Genomic DNA, 18,624 nt, shown 5'->3' with positions numbered 1-18,624 from the left:
TCTGTACAAGGAAATGGATGACATGGACACCTACATCCGCTGGTTTCAACGCTTCATCTGGCTAGGCATTGCGATGAACATGGTGTTCGCGATCCCCGCGCTGTTCGCGCCGGGATTGCTGACATCGGTGGTCGGCTTGCCGCCGCAACTCTCCGATCCGTGGCTGGAAAACGCCGGGATGCTGTTGGTGGGCATCAGCGTGTTTTACATGCCGTCGGGGTTCAACGCGTCGCGTTACGTGGTGCATTCCTGGCTGTGCGTGCTGACACGGCTGATCGCCGTGGTGTTCTGGATTTACCTGATCAACACCAGCACTCAGGGCTCGGTGTTTGTGCCGATGCTGATGGGCGATCTGAGTTTTTTCCTGATCCTCGGCATTTTGCTGTACCTGGGTACCGCGCCTGAGAATCGACCGCTGGCACTGCTCTGCGAGGGCTGGCGCCAATGGCGCGCCGCGTGGTCGCGACATTGGCAAAGCCACAGCTTCAAGGTCGGCACCTTGGTGGTCGTGGTTTTACTGGGTTTCATCGGTTACGAAACCTGGTACCAGATGCTGCGTGTGGTGCCGGAGCAGGAATACGCCTCCGACGAGGACCATTACAAATACGCCGCCATCGGCCTCGGCATCGAAGCGCGAATCCCCTATTACCTGTTCGCCGTGCTGCCGCAGATGTGCCCTGAGAAAATGCCCAAGCCCGGTGGCTGGGAAGTCTTCGGTTTTCTCTTCGAGAACGGCAAGGACCTGCCCATCGGCATGGCAAAAAGGCAAATCGGCTACCCGACCGTCGAGCCCAATTGCGCGCTGTGCCACACCGGCTCTTACCGCGCCAATGCCAGCGACGTCGCCGTCAATGTGCCCAGTGCGCCGGCCAATACCTTGCAACTGCAAGCGTTCCAGTGGTTTGCCTACGATTGCGCCAGCGATCCGACATTCACTACCGACGCGGTGATGGCGGCGATCAACAGCAAATTCCAGCTGGGCTTTTTCGAGAAGCTCTACAACCGTTACCTGATCATGCCGATGGCGAAAAGCGCCTTGCTCAAGCAGAAGCAGGCCTACGCCTGGCAGAAGCTGCGCCCGCAGCAAGGGCCGGGGCGCACCGATACGTTCAACCCGACGAAAATGGTGGTGTTCGGCTTCCCGGATGACTCGACCATCGGCACTGTCGACCTGCCGCAAGTGTGGAACCAGAAACCACGCGAATCGATGTACCTGCATTGGGACGGCAATAACAACAAGATCCACGAACGCAACTACGCTGCCGCGATGGCCGTGGGTGCGACGCCGGAATCGGTACTGCCACCCAGTTTCAACCGCGTGACCAACTGGCTGCTCGGGCACAAAGCCCCGGCGTGGCCGTGGGCGCTGGATCAGGCCAAGGTCGCGCAGGGCAAACCGGTCTGGGAGGCGAACTGTGCCGGTTGCCATGACTTCGGCCGTGCCGACACGGGTCAGGTCACCACCAACATCGATCAGCTCGGCACTGATCCGCATCGGCTGGACTCGTTCACCACCGGTCTGGTGGCGGCGTTCCACACCTTCAAGAAACCGCCGTTCGACTTCGGCGCCTATCGCAAAACCCAGAGTTACAGCAACACGCCCACCGACGGTATCTGGCTGCGCGCGCCGTACCTGCACAACGGCTCGGTGCCGACCCTGTGGGACTTGCTGCAACCGCCGGAAAAACGTCCGCAGGTGTTCATCACCGGTTCCGACATTTACGACCCGGTCAACGTCGGTTTCGTCACCAGCGGCGCGCAGGCCAAGGCCTCGGCGGACTTCAAGTACGACACGCGGCTGGAGGGCAACCACAACAGCGGTCACCTGTATGGCACGACGCTGTCGGACGACGACAAGCGTGCGTTGATCGAATTCATGAAAACCCTGTAAGCCCTTACGGAGAGAGGATTACGCCATGTCACTGGTCAGTCATTGGGAACACGAGTACGACAAGGTCAAAGTACGCATTCACGGCTTGGTCACCCGCATGGAAATGGCCTGGATGAAGCTCGTCAGCGAGCTTGAGCCGCATGAGTTCGAGGCCATCATCAAGCTGCTCCAGCGGGGGCACGATCAGGCGCAGTACGTGCTGAAAAACGGCGAGTTGCCGGACGACGAACCGGGCGTGCCCTGGGAGCTGTCTCACGGCTTGTCGATCTTGCGCATCGGCAACGCCGCGCCGTTGCCGCAGTCGAGCGACCAACTGCAAACCCGAGTGCTCAAGGACGGCAGCCTGCTCGGTTGTCGCAAGTGGGAACTGCTCGATCTGCTGTGGAGCGAGGCGCTGCTCAAGTGGATCGAAAACCTGCGTCATCACGCGACATTCGGCACCGATCCGGCGTTAGTGCAGATGGAGCGCGACGTGACCCTGGCGATTGCCGGCGACTGGGGCACCGGCCCCTTTGACAGCCACGCGCCGGCAGTGTCGGTGGCCAACCAGATGCAACTGGCCCAGGCCGATTTCACCATCCATCTGGGCGATGTGTATTACGCCGGCAGCCACTCGCAGGAAGACGTCGACATGGCCGGATGGCCGATGGGCACTCATGGCTCATTCACCCTCAATTCCAACCACGAGATGTACAGCGGCGCCCACGGCTACTTCAAGGAACTCGCCAAGCGTTTTGCGGGGCAGCAGGGCACCAGTTATTTTGCCTTGATCAACGATGACTGGCTGGTGGTCGGGCTCGACTCGGCGTACGCGTCTGAGGCATTGAACCTTTATATGGACGGCACCTTGAACGAGCCGCAAATCCAGTGGATGAAAGGCTTGCCGAAACGCAAAAAAATCATGGTGCTCAGCCATCATCAGGGTTTCGATATTACCGGGCACAACAAGACCGCGCTGTATCAACCGGTGTGCGATGCGCTGGGGCGTGAACCGGATTATTGGTATTGGGGGCATTTGCACAACGGCATCGTCTACGCGCAGCAGGGCGGTTTGAAGGCGCGATGTGCCGGGCACGGAGCGATTCCTTATGGCAACGCCAGTGAACTGGACGGGCATTCTCGGGTGTTGTGGTCGGAGACTCAGGATGCGAACGATCCGGCGTATCCGCTGCGGGTGTTGAATGGGTACGCGAAGATCAGGCTGGTGGGGGAGGATATTTTTGAGGAGTTTATTGGTGAGGATGGCAGTGTGAGGTGGTCATCGAAGTGATGAGGTGGCTGGGCCGGCCTCTTCGCGAGCAAGCCCGCTCCCACAGGTGGAATGCATTCCAATTGTGGAAGCGGGTTTGCTCGCGAAGCTTTTGCCTCTGATCTTAGCCCTGAACCGGCACGCCCTTGAGGTACGGCGCAGGCTCGGCGCCGAGGTTGCTCAGCATGCGCTCGCTGTACCAATCGACGAAGTTGACCACACCAAACTCATACGTCTTGGAGTACGGCCCAGGCTGATACGCGGTGGAGTTGATCCCGCGCTGGTTCTCTTCGGCCAGACGGCGGTCCTGATCGTTGGTCGCGTCCCACACCTGACGCATGCGCTCGACGTCGTAATCGACGCCTTCGACCGCGTCCTTGTGCACCAGCCACTTGGTGGTGACCATGGTTTCCTGGGCGCTGATCGGCCACACGGTAAAGACGATGATGTGATCGCCCATGCAGTGGTTCCACGAGTGTGGCAGGTGCAGGATGCGCATCGAACCCAGATCCGGGTTCTTGATCCGGCCCATCAGTTTGGCGCAGCCCTGTTTGCCGTCGAGGGTCATCGACACGGTGCCCTTGAGCAGCGGCATGCGCACGATGCGGTTACGCAGACCGAAACTGGCGTGGGCGTAAGGGATCTTCTCGGCTTCCCAGGCAGCGGCGGAGGCTGCGACGTGATCCTTGAACGCCTGATCGGCGCGTGGGTCGGTGACGTCGTCCCATTCGAGCAGTGTTTTCAGCAGTTCGGGGTGCGAGGCGTTGCAGTGGTAGCACTCGCGGTTGTTTTCCAGCACCAGTTTCCAGTTGGCTTTCTCCATCAAGGTGGTGGTGATCGCCACCTTGGTGTTCTCCATGTCGTACGGTTCCATGTAATGGTTCAGCGTCGACAGGAAGTCATCGATGGCCGGCGGGTTTTCCGCCAGGCTGATAAAGATGTAACCGCCGGCCGTCTTCACGTTCACCGGTTTGAGGCCGTACTGCTTCATGTCGAAGTCGGCGCCCATTTCGGTGCCGGCGAACAGCAGGCGACCGTCCAGCTCATAGGTCCACTGGTGGTAGTGGCAGACCAGTTTGGCCACCTTGCCCTTTTCGCTGGTGCACAGGCGCGAGCCACGGTGGCGGCAGACGTTGTGGAAGGCATGCACCACGCCTTCGGCGCCACGAATGACGATGATCGGGTTCTTGCCGACCTGCAGGGTCAGGTAGTTGCCCTTGGCCGGGATTTCGCAGGTCATGCCAGCGATCAACCACTCTTTCTGGAAGATTTCCTGCATGTCGATATCGAACAGCCGTTCGTCGCTGTAGAACGGTTGTGGCAGCGAAAAGGTGCGCTCGCGCTCCTGCAACATCTGTGCGGTGGCCTTGCGTGCGGGTTCCAGTGGATCGCCCAAGCTCAGGGTAGTGGTGACGTCCATCGATATGTTCCTCATGGCCATCAGGGTGGCCGGCGAATAGTGGCTGATACGGTTACATCGCAAGGCGCAGAAAATCTGTGTTGATGTGGCGCTGAGTGTGGGCCCGGCGCAGGGCGCAACCTTATCCATGGGCGACATGGCGCAATCTGTTCCCGACGTGTATCCCCCAGTGATAGGGGGCTGGTTGCCATAAGTATGTCAATGTCGCGGATAGGTAAACGGGACCTCTGCGCTATACGCAGAATCGCCACATGAAGGCCGACAGTCGGCCGTGGAGAACAGCATGTCCAACAGCTTCCTGAATCCGGTCACCACCCAGACCTGGGCCAATGGCCGACACATCGTCCGTTGCGTCAAAGTCATCCAGGAAACCTGGGACGTGCGCACCTTTTGCTTCATGGCCGATCAGCCGATCCTGTTCTTCTTCAAGCCCGGGCAGTTCGTGACCCTGGAGCTGGAAATCGAAGGCCAGCCGATCATGCGCTCGTACACCATTTCCAGTTCGCCGTCGGTGCCTTACAGCTTCTCGGTGACCATCAAACGGGTGCCGGGCGGCAAAGTCTCGAACTGGCTGCACGACAACCTGCATGAAGGCCAGGAACTGGCGGTGCACGGGCCGGTCGGTCTGTTCAACGCCATCGACTTTCCGGGCCCCAAAGTGCTTTACCTCAGCGGCGGCGTCGGTATCACCCCGGTGATGTCGATGGCGCGCTGGTTCTATGACACCAACGCCAACGTCGACATGACGTTTATCCACAGCGCCCGTTCGCCCAAAGACATCATTTACCACCGCGAGCTGGAGCACATGGCGTCGCGGATCGACAACTTCAGTTTGCACCTGATCTGCGAGAAGCATGGTCTGGGCGAACCGTGGGCCGGGTATCGCGGTTATCTGAACCACAAGATGCTCGAACTGATGGTCCCGGACTTCCTTGAGCGTGAGGTGTTCTGCTGCGGCCCGACGCCGTACATGAGCGCGGTCAAGCGCTTGCTGGAAGCGGCCGGTTACGACATGGCGCGTTATCACGAGGAATCCTTCGGCGCCACGCCACCCGAGGCCCGCGCCGACGCAGTGGAGCAGGCCGAACAAGCCGCGGATGCACCGGAAATCGATGTGGCAGACCTGCATCAGGTGGAATTCACCGCGTCGGGCAAGAGCATTCGCGTGGCACCGGGCGAAACCGTGCACGCAGCGGCGGCCAAGCTTGGGCTGATGATTCCGAAAGCCTGCGGCATGGGGATTTGCGGGACGTGCAAGGTCATGAAGCTGGGCGGCGAAGTCGAGATGGACCACAACGGCGGGATTACCGAGGAAGACGAGGCCGAGGGGTTTATCTTGTCGTGCTGCAGCGTGCCCAAAGGCGACGTGCGGATCGAATTCTAGATTTCACCGCAGTACAAATGTGGAAGCGGGCTTGCTCGCGAATGCGGTATGTCATTCAACACTGATGTTGACTGATTTGACGCCTTCGCGAGCAAGCCCGCTCCCACAGCGGAGGGTGTTTCAATCCACGAACAGGTCGGGCATCAAATCGGCGTCGCTGTCCGGCTCGAAACGGTAGTGGTCGAATTCAGTCGCGCCGTGCTCGCGCAAAATCTCTTCATCAATCAGCAAACGCCCGCTGATCTGGCGTCCGCGGCTACTCAAAATCACATGCGCTGCATCCGCCATGATCGCCGGCGTGCGCGCATGCTTGAACGACTCGCGACTGCCCAGCTGAAATTCGATGGCCGCCGTGGCGATCATGGTCTGCGGCCACAGCGAATTGACGCTGATGCCGTCATTGGCGAATTCCTCACTCATGCCCAGCGTCAGCATGCTCATGCCGTATTTGGTCACGGTGTAGGGGCTGTATTGGGCGAACCACTTGCTCGCCAGATTCAGCGGCGGTGACAGATTGAGAATGTGTCCGGCGGATTTTTTCAGATAGGGCAGGGCGGCCTGGCTGCACAACAGCACCGCGCGGGTGTTGATCTGGTGCATCAGGTCGAACCGCTTGAGCTCGATGTGTCGCACGCCGGTCAACTTGATCGCCCCGGCGTTGTTCACCAGTGCATCGATCCCACCGAAATGCTCATTCGCCTGAGCCAGCGCCTGTCGCACTGCGGTTTCGTCGCGGACATCGACTTGCAGTGCCAATGCCTTGCCGCCAGCAGCCTCGACTTGCGCGGCGACGCTATGAATGGTGCCGGGCAACTTGGCGTGGGGTTCGGCGCTCTTGGCGGCGATGACGATGTTGGCCCCGTCCCTGGCTGCCCGCAGCGCAATCTCACGGCCAATGCCACGGCTGGCGCCGGTGATGAACAGGGTTTTGCCTTGTAGCGACATGCCGATGCTCCTGCTTATTGTTGTGTGAGCGGAGGCTCGACAGACAATGTAGACCAAGCAGCAAGCGCGAGAGCGTTGCTCGTTCCATGCTTTGCGTGGGAACGAGCAGTGCGGGGAGAGGCGTTAGTGGGACATGACTTCGCGGATGTCGCGGGCCAGCTCACGCACGCGCTCTTCTTCGGTGTCCCACGAGCACATGAAGCGTGCCCCGCCCTTGCCGATGAAGGTGTAGAAACGCCAGTTTTTTGCGGTCAACGCCGCAATCGCCGGTTCCGACAGTTGCAGGAACACGCCGTTGGCCTGCACCGGGAACATCAATTCCACGCTGGGAATATCGCTGACCAGTTCGGCCAGCAACTGCGCGCAGTGGTTGGCGTGGCGGGCGTATTTGAGCCAGGCGTCGTTTTCGAGGATGCCGACCCACGGCGCCGACAAAAAGCGCATTTTCGAGGCCAGTTGTCCGGCCTGTTTGCAGCGGTAGTCGAAGTCTTCAGCGAGTTTGTGGTTGAAGAACAGAATCGCCTCACCCACGGCCATGCCGTTTTTCGTGCCGCCGAAGCACAGCACATCCACACCGGCCTTCCAGGTCAGATCCGCCGGCGAGCAGCCGAGGAAGGCGCAGGCGTTGGAGAAGCGTGCGCCGTCCATGTGCAGGTGCAGGCCCAGTTCTTTGCAAGTCGCGCTGATGGCGCGGACTTCTTGCGGGGTGTAGACGCTGCCGACTTCGGTGGCTTGGGTCAGTGTGACCACGCGCGGTTTGGGGTAGTGAATGTCCTGGCGCTTGAGCGCAACTTCGCGGATCGATTCCGGCGTGATCTTGCCGTTTTCGGTACGGGCGATCAGCAGTTTCGAGCCGTTGGAGAAGAATTCCGGGGCGCCGCATTCGTCGGTTTCGACGTGGGCGGTTTCCGAGCAGATCACGCTGTGGTAACTCTGGCACAGCGACGACAGCGCCAGCGAGTTGGCGGCGGTACCGTTGAAGGCGAAGAACACTTCGCAGTCGGTTTCGAACAGATTGCGGAAATGGTCGGCGGCTCGCGCTGTCCATTCATCGTCGCCGTAAGCGCGTTGGTGGCCGTGGTTGGCCTGTTCCATGGCAGCCCAGGCTTCAGGGCAGATACCGGAATAGTTGTCGCTGGCGAATTGTTGGCTCTTGTCGGTCATGGCCGGCTTCCGTGATCGAAGCGCTTTTGACGCTTCGTTGGTCAATGAGGGTTGCGCACTTTACCGAAGATCATCCGGGGAGCACACGGGATGTCGCTGTCAGAACTTTACAAGGACACGGGCCGATTATGCACCTGAGTCAACGTGACGGCGCGCTGGATCTGCTCAAGTGGTTAGCGCTTGCAAGCATGCTGCTCGATCATCTGCGATATGTCGGGATCAGCGTCGATTGGCTTTACGTGCCGGGGCGGCTGGCGTTTGCGTGGTTCTGTCTGGCGATGGCGGCGAATCTTTCCCGTGATGGCATGCGCAAGATCGAGTGGCGTTATCTGGGGTGGTTGGTGTTGTTCAGTGCCGTCAGTGAAATTCCGTATCGCTTGTACATGCCTGACCCCGACACGTTGAACGTTATGCCTACGTTGGCATTAGGGCTGCTGGTGGCGCGGGGCTGGCAGGATGGAACACGGGTTTGGCGACTGGTCGGTGTCGCGGCTGTGCTGCTGGCCGCGGTGTTTTGCGAGCGACTGATGTTTGGCATTTTTGGGGTGTTGCTGCCATTGGCGACACTGCTGGTGATCCGCCGTGAGTGGTATTTCAGCCTGTTGCCGGGGCTGGTGTGTCTGGCGGCGAATCAGTGGCGGGTGCTTTTCGAGTCGGCGCAATTGGGCAATGAAGTAGCGATCTTCGGCCTTATCACTTGTCTGATTGCGCCACTGCTTGGCCTGTTCCTGTTGCGACAGACCCGGTCGCTTCATCCGCCACCCATGCGCCGCTGGGCTTACGCCCTCTATCCTGCGCATTTTCTTCTGTTGCTCGCCATTCGTGCGGCCTACACATAACCGCTGTGGGGGCTGTGCAGGTTTGAGGATAGTGTTTTCAACGACATTTCCCGCCATGTCGTAAACGCACCTTTGCGTGGCGTCCGTAGGCATTTGAGCTGTCTGCGCCGGTCATACCATCGCATCAAAGGGCACGCCGGTGCCTGACCGAGACGAATGGCGCACCGCCGCCGCTGGGAGAGACGCGATGTTCAGCAAGCAAGACCAGATCCAGGGTTACGACGATGCACTGCTGGCGGCGATGAATGCCGAGGAGCAACGTCAGGAAGATCACATCGAGCTGATCGCGTCCGAGAACTACACCAGCAAACGCGTCATGCAAGCGCAGGGCAGCGGCCTGACCAACAAGTACGCCGAAGGTTATCCGGGCAAGCGCTATTACGGTGGTTGTGAGCATGTGGATAAAGTCGAAGCGCTGGCCATCGAACGCGCCAAGCAATTGTTCGGTGCCGATTACGCCAACGTCCAGCCGCACTCCGGCTCCTCGGCCAACAGCGCCGTGTATCTGGCGTTGATCAAACCAGGTGACACCATCCTCGGCATGAGCCTGGCCCACGGCGGTCACCTGACCCACGGCGCCAAAGTGTCGTCCTCGGGCAAGCTGTACAACGCTGTGCAGTACGGCATCGACACCAAGACCGGTTTGATCGATTACGACGAAGTCGAGCGTCTGGCCGTTGAGTGCCAGCCGAAGATGATCGTGGCCGGTTTCTCGGCTTACTCCAAGACCCTGGATTTCCCGCGTTTCCGTCAGATCGCCGACAAGGTCGGGGCGCTGTTGTTCGTCGACATGGCCCACGTTGCGGGTCTGGTCGCTGCCGGCCTGTACCCGAATCCGCTGCCTTACGCTGACGTGGTCACCACCACCACCCACAAGACCCTGCGCGGTCCGCGTGGCGGGTTGATCCTGGCCAAGTCCAACGAAGAGATCGAGAAGAAGCTCAACGCTGCTGTCTTCCCCGGCGCCCAGGGCGGCCCGCTGATGCACGTCATCGCCGGTAAAGCCGTGTGCTTCAAGGAAGCGCTGGAGCCAGGCTTCAAGGCTTATCAGCAGCAAGTGATTGACAACGCTCAGGCGATGGCGAGCGTATTTATCAAACGTGGCTACGATGTAGTGTCCGGTGGTACCGACAATCATCTGTTCCTGGTCAGCCTGATCCGTCAGGGCCTGACCGGCAAAGATGCTGACGCCGCCCTCGGCCGTGCCCACATCACCGTCAACAAGAACGCCGTGCCGAACGACCCGCAGTCGCCGTTCGTCACCTCGGGCCTGCGCATCGGCACCCCGGCAGTGACCACGCGCGGCTTCAAGGTGACTCAGTGCGAAACGCTGGCCGGCTGGATCTGCGACATCCTCGACAACCTCGGCGATGCCGATGTCGAGGCCAATGTCGCCCAGCAGGTTGCGGCCCTGTGCGCAGACTTCCCGGTTTATCGCTGAGCGTTCTGGAGTAAATGACTATGCAACGCTATTCGGGCTTCGGCCTCTTCAAACACTCCCTCAGCCACCACGAAAACTGGCAGCGCATGTGGCGCACGCCCACGCCGAAAAAGGTTTACGACGTGGTCATCGTCGGCGGCGGCGGGCATGGTCTGGCGACGGCCTACTATCTGGCCAAAGAACACGGCATCACCAACGTGGCCGTGGTCGAGAAAGGCTGGCTGGGCGGCGGTAACACCGCGCGCAACACCACCATCGTGCGCTCCAACTACCTGTGGGACGAGTCGGCGCACCTGTATGAACACGCGATGAAATTGTGGGAAGGTCTGTCGCAAGACCTGAACTACAACGTGATGTTCTCCCAGCGTGGCGTCTACAACCTGTGCCACACCCTGCAGGACATCCGCGATTCCGAGCGTCGGGTCAGCGCCAACCGCCTCAACGGCGTCGATGGCGAACTGCTCAACGCCAAGCAAGTGGCTGACGAGATTCCGTACCTCGACTGCACGAAAAACACGCGCTACCCGGTGCTGGGTGCGACCGTCCAGCGTCGCGGCGGCGTCGCCCGTCACGATGCCGTGGCCTGGGGCTTTGCCCGTGCCGCCGACGCCCTCGGTGTGGACTTGATCCAGCAGACCGAAGTGATCGGTTTTCGCAAGGAAAACGGCGTGTGCATCGGCGTCGAAACCAACAAAGGCTTCATCGGCGCCAAGCGTGTCGGCGTGGTGACGGCCGGTAATTCCGGACACATGGCGAAACTGGCCGGTTTCCGTCTGCCGATCGAATCCCACCCGCTGCAAGCGCTGGTGTCCGAGCCGATCAAACCGATTATCGACAGCGTGATCATGTCCAACGCCGTGCACGGTTACATCAGCCAGTCCGACAAGGGCGATCTGGTGATCGGCGCCGGTATCGACGGCTACAACGGCTACGGCCAGCGCGGTTCGTACCCGGTGATCGAGCACACCATCCAGGCCATCGTCGAGATGTTCCCGGTGCTGTCGCGGGTGCGCATGAACCGTCAGTGGGGCGGCATCGTCGACACCACGCCGGACGCCTGCCCGATCATTTCGAAAACCCCGGTACCGAACATGTTCTTCAACTGCGGTTGGGGCACCGGTGGCTTCAAGGCCACACCTGGCTCGGGCAACGTGTTTGCCGCCAGCCTGGCCAAGGGTGAAATGCACCCGTTGGCCGCACCGTTTTCCATCGACCGTTTCCACAACGGCGCCCTCATCGACGAACACGGCGCTGCTGCCGTCGCCCACTAACAGGAGAAATCCCCATGTTGCATATCTTCTGTCCTCACTGCGGCGAACTGCGCTCCGAAGAGGAATTTCATGCATCCGGTCAGGCGCACATCCCGCGCCCGCTGGACCCTGCCGCCTGCACCGACGAGGAGTGGGGCGACTACATGTTCTTCCGCGACAACCCGCGCGGTCTGCACCACGAGCTGTGGGATCACGTCGCCGGTTGCCGCCAGTACTTCAACGCCACTCGCGACACCGTGACCTACGAGATTCTCGAAACCTACAAGATCGGCGAAAAGCCGCAATTCACCGACAAGGCTGACCCTGCAAAAACAGCCACGACGGCGCTGGGAGAGAAGGTATGAGCCAGACCAATCGCCTGTCCAACGGTGGACGGATCGACCGCAACAAAGTGCTGAGCTTCACCTTCAACGGTCAGACCTACAAAGGCTTCGAGGGTGACTCGCTGGCCGCCGCGCTGATCGCCAACGGTGTCGACATCATCGGTCGCAGCTTCAAGTATTCGCGTCCACGGGGCATTTTCGCTGCCGGTGCCGAAGAGCCGAACGCCGTGCTGCAGATCGGTGCGACCGAAGCCACGCAGATCCCCAACGTGCGCGCCACGCAACAGGCGTTGTACCAAGGCCTGGTCGCGACCAGCACCAACGGTTGGCCCAACGTCAACAACGACATGATGGGCATTCTCGGCAAGGTCGGCGGCAAGCTGATGCCACCGGGTTTCTACTACAAAACCTTCATGTACCCGCAATCGTTCTGGATGACGTACGAGAAGTACATCCGTAAGGCTGCAGGTTTGGGCCGTTCGCCGACCGAAGTCGATCCGGACACCTACGACTACATGAACCAGCACTGCGACGTGCTGATCGTCGGCGCTGGCCCTGCGGGTCTGGCCGCTGCACTGGCGGCTGCGCGCAGCGGTGCCCGGGTGATTCTGGCTGACGAGCAGGAAGAGTTCGGCGGCAGCCTGCTCGATTCGCGCGAAAGCCTGGACGGCAAACCGGCGATGGACTGGGTTGCCAGCGTCATCGCCGAATTGAAAGACACCCCGGACGTGCTGCTGTTGCCGCGCGCCACGGTCAACGGCTACCACGACCACAACTTCCTGACCATTCACGAACGCCTGACCGATCACCTCGGCGACCGCGCGCCAATCGGTCAAGTGCGTCAGCGCATCCATCGCGTTCGTGCCAAGCGTGTGGTGCTGGCGACCGGCGCTTGCGAGCGTCCGCTGGTTTACGGCAACAACGACGTGCCGGGCAACATGCTGGCCGGTGCTGTGTCGACTTACGTGCGCCGTTACGGCGTGGCGCCGGGCAAGAAACTGGTGCTGTCGACCAACAACGATCACGCCTATCGCGTGGCGCTGGACTGGCTCGACGCCAGTCTGCAAGTGGTGGCCATCGCCGACGCCCGCAGCAATCCGCGCGGTGCGCTGGTGGAAGAAGCGCGCGCCAAAGGCATCCGTATCCTCACCGGCAGCGCCGTGATCGAGGCCCGTGGCAGCAAGCGCGTGACCGCTGCCCGCGTCGCCGCGATTGATGTCAAGGCGCACGCCGTGACCAGCCCGGGCGAATGGCTCGACTGCGATGTGGTCGCCAGTTCCGGCGGTTACAGCCCGGTGGTTCACTTGGCCTCGCACCTGGGCGGCAAGCCGACCTGGCGCGAAGACATCCTCGGTTTCATACCGGGCGAAGCACCGCAGAAACGCGTGTGCGTCGGTGGCATCAACGGCGTTTACGGTCTCGGCGATTCGCTGGCCGATGGTTTTGAAGGTGGCGTGCGCGCTGCCAGTGAAGCCGGTTTCGCGGCGGTCGAAGGCATGCTGCCCAAAGCCCTGAGCCGTCTCGAAGAGCCGACGCTGGCGCTGTTCCAGGTGCCGCATGAGAAGGGCACGGCCCGTGCGCCGAAGCAATTCGTCGACCTGCAAAACGACGTCACCGCCGCCGCCATCGAACTGGCGACCCGCGAAGGTTTCGAGTCGGTCGAGCACGTCAAACGCTACACCGCGCTGGGCTTCGGCACCGATCAGGGCAAGCTCGGCAACGTCAACGGTCTGGCCATTGCCGCCCGTTCGCTGAACGTGACCATCCCGCAGATGGGCACCACGATGTTCCGCCCGAACTACACGCCGGTCACTTTCGGCGCCGTGGCCGGCCGTCACTGTGGGCACATCTTTGAACCGGTGCGCTACACCGCACTGCATCAATGGCACCTGAAAAATGGCGCCGAGTTTGAAGATGTGGGCCAGTGGAAACGTCCGTGGTACTTCCCGAAAAACGGTGAAGACCTGCACGCGGCCGTAAAGCGCGAATGCAAAGCCGTGCGCGACAGCGTCGGCCTGCTCGATGCCTCGACCCTGGGCAAGATCGACATTCAAGGCCCGGATGCCCGCGAGTTTCTCAACCGCGTGTACACCAACGCCTGGACCAAGCTCGACGTGGGCAAGGCCCGTTATGGCCTGATGTGCAAAGAAGACGGCATGGTCTTCGACGACGGGGTGACGGCTTGCCTGGCCGACAACCATTTCGTCATGACCACCACCACCGGCGGTGCGGCGCGCGTGCTGCAATGGCTGGAGCTGTACCACCAGACCGAATGGCCAGACATGAAGGTCTACTTCACGTCTGTCACCGACCACTGGGCGACCATGACCCTGTCCGGGCCGAACAGCCGCAAGCTGCTCAGCGCCGTGACCGACATCGATCTGGGCAACGAAGCGTTCCCGTTCATGACCTGGAAGGAAGGTCTGGTTGGCGGTGTGCCGGCGCGGGTGTTCCGCATCTCGTTCACCGGTGAGCTGTCGTACGAAGTCAACGTGCAGGCCGATTATGCGATGGGCGTGCTGGAGAAAATCGTCGAGGCCGGCAAGCCGTACAACCTGACCCCGTACGGCACTGAAACCATGCACGTTCTGCGCGCCGAGAAAGGTTTCATCATCGTCGGTCAGGACACTGACGGCTCGATGACCCCCGACGACCTGAACATGGGCTGGTGCGTCGGTCGCACCAAACCGTTCTCGTGGATCGGTCAGCGCGGCATGAACCGTGAAGACTGCGTGCGTGATCAGCGCAAACAGTTGGTGGGCCTGAAACCGATCGACCCGAATGTGTGGCTGCCCGAAGGTGCGCAGTTGGTGTTCAACACCAAGCAAGCGATCCCGATGACCATGGTCGGTCACGTGACCTCCAGTTACGCGCACAACTCCCTCGGTTATTCGTTTGCCATGGGCGTGGTCAAGGGCGGTCTCAAGCGTATGGGTGAGCGGGTGTTTGCGCCGCTGGCCGATGGCAGCGTGATCGAGGCGGAGATTGTGTCTTCGGTGTTCTTCGATCCGAAGGGCGACCGTCAAAATATCTGACAGACCGAGTCGCGGCCTTCGCGAGCAAGCCCGCTCCCACAGGGGAATGCATTCCAGATGTGGGAGCGGGCTTGCTCGCGAAGGCGCCAGTAGATTCACCACAGAATTCAGCAAAGGTGCTTTATGACCACAGCCAACGTGTACCAACAACGCCCGACCACCGGTGCCCGTGCCGAGTCGTCGCTGCACCATGCCGACCTCGCCAGCCTGGTCGGCAAGGGCCGCAAGAGCGCCGGCGTGATCGTGCGTGAGAAAAAACTCCTCGGCCACCTGACTCTTCGTGGCGATGGCCACGATGCCGCTTTCGCCGCCGGTGTGCACAAAGCATTGGGCATCGAACTGCCCGGCGCTCTGAGCGTCATCGTCAAAGGCGAAACCAGCCTGCAATGGATGGGCCCGGATGAATGGCTGCTGATCGTGCCCAGCGGTGAAGAGTTCGCCGCCGAGCAAAAGCTGCGCGAAGCCTTGGGCGATCTGCACATCGCCATCGTCAACGTCAGCGGCGGCCAGCAAGTGCTCGAACTGAGCGGGCCGAATGTGCGTCAGGTGCTGATGAAATCCACCAGCTACGACGTGCACCCGAACAACTTCCCGGTCGGTAAGGCGGTCGGCACGGTGTTCGCCAAATCGCAGTTGATGATTCGCCATACCGCTGAAGACACCTGGGAGCTGCTGATCCGTCGCAGCTTCTCGGATTACTGGTGGTTGTGGTTGCAGGATGCATCGGCCGAGTACGGCCTCAGCGTCCAGGCCTAGGAGACATAACCATGAGCCGCGCCCCAGACACATGGATTCTGACCGCCGACTGCCCCAGCGTTCTCGGCACTGTGGACGCGGTGACGCGATTTCTGTTCGAGCAGGGTTGCTACGTCACCGAGCACCACTCCTTCGATGACCGGCTCTCGGGCCGCTTCTTCATTCGCGTGGAGTTTCGCCAGCCTGACGGTTTCGACGAACAAACCTTTCGCGCCAGCCTCGGCGAGCGTGGTCAGGCCTTCGGCATGGTCTTCGAGCTGACCGCGCCGAACTACCGGCCAAAAGTGGTGATCATGGTCTCCAAGGCCGATCACTGCCTCAACGACTTGCTCTACCGCCAGCGCATCGGCCAATTGTCGATGGACGTGGCGGCGGTGGTGTCCAATCACCCGGACCTCAAGCCGTTGGCCGACTGGCACCAGATTCCCTACTACCATTTCCCCCTCGACCCCAACGACAAGCCGTCGCAGGAGCGTCAGGTATGGCAGGTGATCGAAGAGTCCGGCGCTGAGCTGGTGATCCTCGCCCGCTACATGCAGGTGTTGTCGCCGGAGCTGTGCCGCAAGCTTGATGGCAAGGCAATCAACATCCATCACTCGCTGCTGCCGGGCTTCAAAGGCGCCAAGCCGTATCACCAGGCCTATAACAAAGGCGTGAAACTGGTGGGGGCGACGGCGCATTACATCAACAACGATCTGGATGAAGGGCCGATCATCGCCCAGGGCGTCGAGGCGGTGGATCACAGCCATTACCCGGAAGATCTGATTGCCAAGGGACGGGATATCGAAGGTCTGACCTTGGCCCGGGCCGTTGGCTATCACATCGAAAGAAGGGTGTTTTTGAACGCCAATAGAACAGTCGTTCTCTAGATCGCTTTCGCGAGCAAGCCCGCTCCCACAGGGATTGGTGTCGTTCGCAAAATTTGAATTCACCACCGAACCCAGTGGGAGCCGGCTTGCTCGCGAAGGAGCCATTACTGACAACGCAGCACCCACAAGCAATAACCCGAGCACTTAACGCGCTGCCTGCCTGGGCAACGCGGTTCCATAAAAACAACAGCGAGGTGAAAGCATGTCTGGCAATCGTGGTGTGGTGTATCTCGGCGCTGGCAAGGTCGAAGTACAGAAAATCGACTATCCGAAAATGCAGGACCCGCGCGGTCGCAAGATCGAGCACGGGGTCATTCTCAAGGTGGTTTCCACCAACATCTGCGGCTCCGACCAGCACATGGTGCGCGGCCGTACCACGGCGCAGACCGGTCTGGTGCTGGGTCATGAGATCACCGGCGAAGTGATCGAAAAAGGCTCCGACGTCGAAAACCTGAAAATCGGTGATCTGGTTTCCGTTCCGTTCAACGTGGCTTGCGGGCGCTGCCGTTCCTGCAAAGAGCAACACACCGGCGTCTGCCTGACCGTCAACCCGGCCCGTGCCGGCGGCGCCTATGGCTATGTCGACATGGGCGACTGGACCGGTGGCCAGGCCGAATATGTGCTGGTGCCGTACGCCGACTTCAACCTGCTGAAACTGCCGGATCGCGACAAGGCCATGGAGAAAATCCGTGACCTGACCTGCCTCTCCGACATTCTGCCGACCGGTTATCACGGCGCGGTTACTGCCGGCGTTGGCCCGGGCAGCACCGTTTACATTGCCGGCGCCGGCCCGGTCGGTCTGGCCGCTGCGGCTTCGGCACGTTTGCTGGGCGCTGCTGTGGTGATCGTCGGTGACGTCAACACCATCCGCCTGGCCCACGCCAAGGCGCAGGGTTTTGAAATCGTCGACCTGTCCAAAGACACGCCGCTGCACGAACAGATCGCCGCACTGCTGGGCGAACCGGAAGTCGATTGCGCGGTGGACTGCGTCGGCTTCGAGGCACGCGGCCACGGCCACGACGGCGTCAAAGCCGAGGCGCCGGCCACCGTGCTCAACTCGCTGATGGGCGTGGTGCGCGTAGCGGGCAAGATCGGTATTCCCGGTCTGTACGTCACCGAAGATCCGGGCGCCGTGGACGCTGCCGCGAAAATGGGCAGCCTGAGCATTCGCTTCGGTCTGGGCTGGGCCAAATCCCACAGCTTCCACACCGGCCAAACGCCTGTGATGAAGTACAACCGCCAACTGATGCAGGCGATCATGTGGGATCGCATCAACATCGCCGAAGTGGTGGGCGTGCAAGTCATCAGCCTCGATCAGGCGCCGGAAGGTTACGGCGAGTTCGATGCCGGCGTGCCGAAGAAGTTTGTGATTGATCCGCACAAGTTGTTTAGTGCGGCGTAAGTTTTGTTAAGAAAGCAAAAGCGGCGACTTCAGAGTCGCCGCTTTCTTGGGTTATTTTTTCTGAACTTCCTCTGCTTGCATCCCTTTTTGCCCCCTCGTTGATACAAAACTGACCTTCTCGCCCTCTTTCAAAGATTTATATCCATCGGTTTGGATTGCCATTGCGTGGACGAAGAGGTCATCGCCTCCCTTATCTGGCGTAATAAAGCCATAACCTTTTTCATCGTTGAACCATTTGACCGTGCCATCTTCTCTATTATTTGACATTTCAGAGCTTCCCACATTGATTGGTTAAAATATTACTAAACAACTAAGAGTTGAGGGCAATCAAGAATGTCCTCGTCCTGAGCCAGCTTAATATCGACTGCGTAATATTGACCGTTATCACCGCGCACAAGGTCATAGGTAACTTTCTGCCCCGCTTTGATGTGTTTGATGATCGGATCGTCCGGGTTGATGCAAAAGATGATCGGCGGGACATCTGATTCGAGCAGTTGATCGCGCGGAGTACATTGCTTTTCCATCACCGTATCTCCCGTTGAATGACCGTGACTTGCACCTCGCTTTCTTCGAACAATTGACACACCAACAGCGTATTTCAGCCCAGATTGCTACACACCTGTCAGATCTGACAG

At 60.3% G+C, this 18,624-nt stretch carries 16 protein-coding genes; 11 read left to right on the top strand and 5 right to left on the bottom strand.

Annotated features, from left to right (window positions below; translation table 11 throughout):
- Nucleotides 1-22 precede the first annotated feature (22 nt).
- Both AACY18_RS05415 and AACY18_RS05410 read left to right on the top strand, forming a co-directional pair.
- Nucleotides 23-1,891, top strand: coding sequence for a c-type cytochrome (locus AACY18_RS05415; protein ID WP_339464468.1), 1,869 nt, complete (start codon nucleotides 23-25; stop codon nucleotides 1,889-1,891).
- 25 nt (nucleotides 1,892-1,916) lie between these two features.
- A complete protein-coding gene (locus tag AACY18_RS05410) occupies nucleotides 1,917-3,161 on the top strand; it encodes a metallophosphoesterase family protein (RefSeq protein ID WP_339430265.1) in 1,245 nt (414 codons plus the stop codon).
- Between the two features lie 103 nt (nucleotides 3,162-3,264).
- Here the strand turns inward: AACY18_RS05410 and gbcA are convergent, their stop codons facing one another.
- On the bottom strand, nucleotides 3,265-4,560 hold the full coding sequence (gene gbcA / locus AACY18_RS05405) for a glycine-betaine demethylase subunit GbcA (RefSeq protein WP_339430264.1): 1,296 nt from the start codon (nucleotides 4,558-4,560) through the stop codon (nucleotides 3,265-3,267).
- A gap of 283 nt (nucleotides 4,561-4,843) precedes the next feature.
- On the opposite strand from gbcA, the gene gbcB reads away from it, so the two are divergent.
- Nucleotides 4,844-5,944: a glycine-betaine demethylase subunit GbcB gene (gbcB, locus tag AACY18_RS05400; RefSeq protein WP_221731160.1), complete on the top strand. Its 1,101-nt coding sequence runs from the start codon at nucleotides 4,844-4,846 to the stop codon at nucleotides 5,942-5,944.
- 120 nt (nucleotides 5,945-6,064) lie between these two features.
- Here the strand turns inward: gbcB and AACY18_RS05390 are convergent, their stop codons facing one another.
- Together AACY18_RS05390 and AACY18_RS05385 are read right to left on the bottom strand one after the other, a co-directional pair.
- On the bottom strand, nucleotides 6,065-6,889 hold the full coding sequence (locus AACY18_RS05390; RefSeq protein ID WP_339464467.1) for an SDR family oxidoreductase: 825 nt from the start codon (nucleotides 6,887-6,889) through the stop codon (nucleotides 6,065-6,067).
- Between the two features lie 123 nt (nucleotides 6,890-7,012).
- A complete protein-coding gene (locus AACY18_RS05385; protein ID WP_339464465.1) occupies nucleotides 7,013-8,053 on the bottom strand; it encodes a threonine aldolase family protein in 1,041 nt (346 codons plus the stop codon).
- Nucleotides 8,054-8,181: 128 nt separating this feature from the next.
- Here AACY18_RS05385 and AACY18_RS05380 point away from each other — a divergent pair, with 128 nt between their 5' ends.
- The 8 genes from AACY18_RS05380 to fdhA all read left to right on the top strand — a co-directional run bounded on the left by AACY18_RS05380 (nucleotide 8,182) and on the right by fdhA (nucleotide 17,989).
- Nucleotides 8,182-8,892, top strand: coding sequence for a TraX family protein (locus AACY18_RS05380; protein ID WP_339430261.1), 711 nt, complete (start codon nucleotides 8,182-8,184; stop codon nucleotides 8,890-8,892).
- Between the two features lie 187 nt (nucleotides 8,893-9,079).
- A complete protein-coding gene (locus AACY18_RS05375) occupies nucleotides 9,080-10,333 on the top strand; it encodes a serine hydroxymethyltransferase (protein WP_339430260.1) in 1,254 nt (417 codons plus the stop codon).
- A 20-nt stretch (nucleotides 10,334-10,353) separates the two neighbouring features.
- A complete protein-coding gene (locus AACY18_RS05370) occupies nucleotides 10,354-11,604 on the top strand; it encodes a sarcosine oxidase subunit beta (protein WP_221731155.1) in 1,251 nt (416 codons plus the stop codon).
- A gap of 14 nt (nucleotides 11,605-11,618) precedes the next feature.
- Nucleotides 11,619-11,948 carry a sarcosine oxidase subunit delta gene (locus tag AACY18_RS05365; RefSeq protein ID WP_339430259.1) on the top strand — a complete coding sequence of 110 codons (330 nt, stop codon included), beginning with the start codon at nucleotides 11,619-11,621 and terminating at the stop codon, nucleotides 11,946-11,948.
- Nucleotides 11,945-14,962, top strand: a complete 3,018-nt coding sequence (locus tag AACY18_RS05360; protein WP_339464464.1) for a sarcosine oxidase subunit alpha — start codon at nucleotides 11,945-11,947, stop codon at nucleotides 14,960-14,962. Before AACY18_RS05365 ends, AACY18_RS05360 begins: the two co-directional genes overlap by 4 nt.
- Before the next feature lie 123 nt (nucleotides 14,963-15,085).
- Nucleotides 15,086-15,718 carry a sarcosine oxidase subunit gamma gene (locus AACY18_RS05355; RefSeq protein WP_339430257.1) on the top strand — a complete coding sequence of 211 codons (633 nt, stop codon included), beginning with the start codon at nucleotides 15,086-15,088 and terminating at the stop codon, nucleotides 15,716-15,718.
- 11 nt (nucleotides 15,719-15,729) lie between these two features.
- Nucleotides 15,730-16,587 (top strand): formyltetrahydrofolate deformylase, encoded by an 858-nt coding sequence (gene purU / locus AACY18_RS05350; protein WP_339430256.1) that lies wholly within the window; start codon nucleotides 15,730-15,732, stop codon nucleotides 16,585-16,587.
- Between the two features lie 202 nt (nucleotides 16,588-16,789).
- Nucleotides 16,790-17,989 carry a formaldehyde dehydrogenase, glutathione-independent gene (gene fdhA, locus AACY18_RS05345; RefSeq protein ID WP_093429915.1) on the top strand — a complete coding sequence of 400 codons (1,200 nt, stop codon included), beginning with the start codon at nucleotides 16,790-16,792 and terminating at the stop codon, nucleotides 17,987-17,989.
- A gap of 51 nt (nucleotides 17,990-18,040) precedes the next feature.
- Here the strand turns inward: fdhA and AACY18_RS05340 are convergent, their stop codons facing one another.
- Together AACY18_RS05340 and AACY18_RS05335 are read right to left on the bottom strand one after the other, a co-directional pair.
- Nucleotides 18,041-18,256, bottom strand: a complete 216-nt coding sequence (locus tag AACY18_RS05340; RefSeq protein ID WP_339464463.1) for a cold-shock protein — start codon at nucleotides 18,254-18,256, stop codon at nucleotides 18,041-18,043.
- A gap of 35 nt (nucleotides 18,257-18,291) precedes the next feature.
- Nucleotides 18,292-18,513 carry a hypothetical protein gene (locus tag AACY18_RS05335; protein ID WP_339464462.1) on the bottom strand — a complete coding sequence of 74 codons (222 nt, stop codon included), beginning with the start codon at nucleotides 18,511-18,513 and terminating at the stop codon, nucleotides 18,292-18,294.
- Nucleotides 18,514-18,624 lie beyond the last annotated feature (111 nt).

The organism is Pseudomonas sp. EA_65y_Pfl2_P74, assembly GCF_963970575.1.
Taxonomy (GTDB): Bacteria; Pseudomonadota; Gammaproteobacteria; order Pseudomonadales; family Pseudomonadaceae; genus Aquipseudomonas; species Aquipseudomonas baetica_A.
This window is presented reverse-complemented; position numbering and strand designations above follow the sequence as displayed.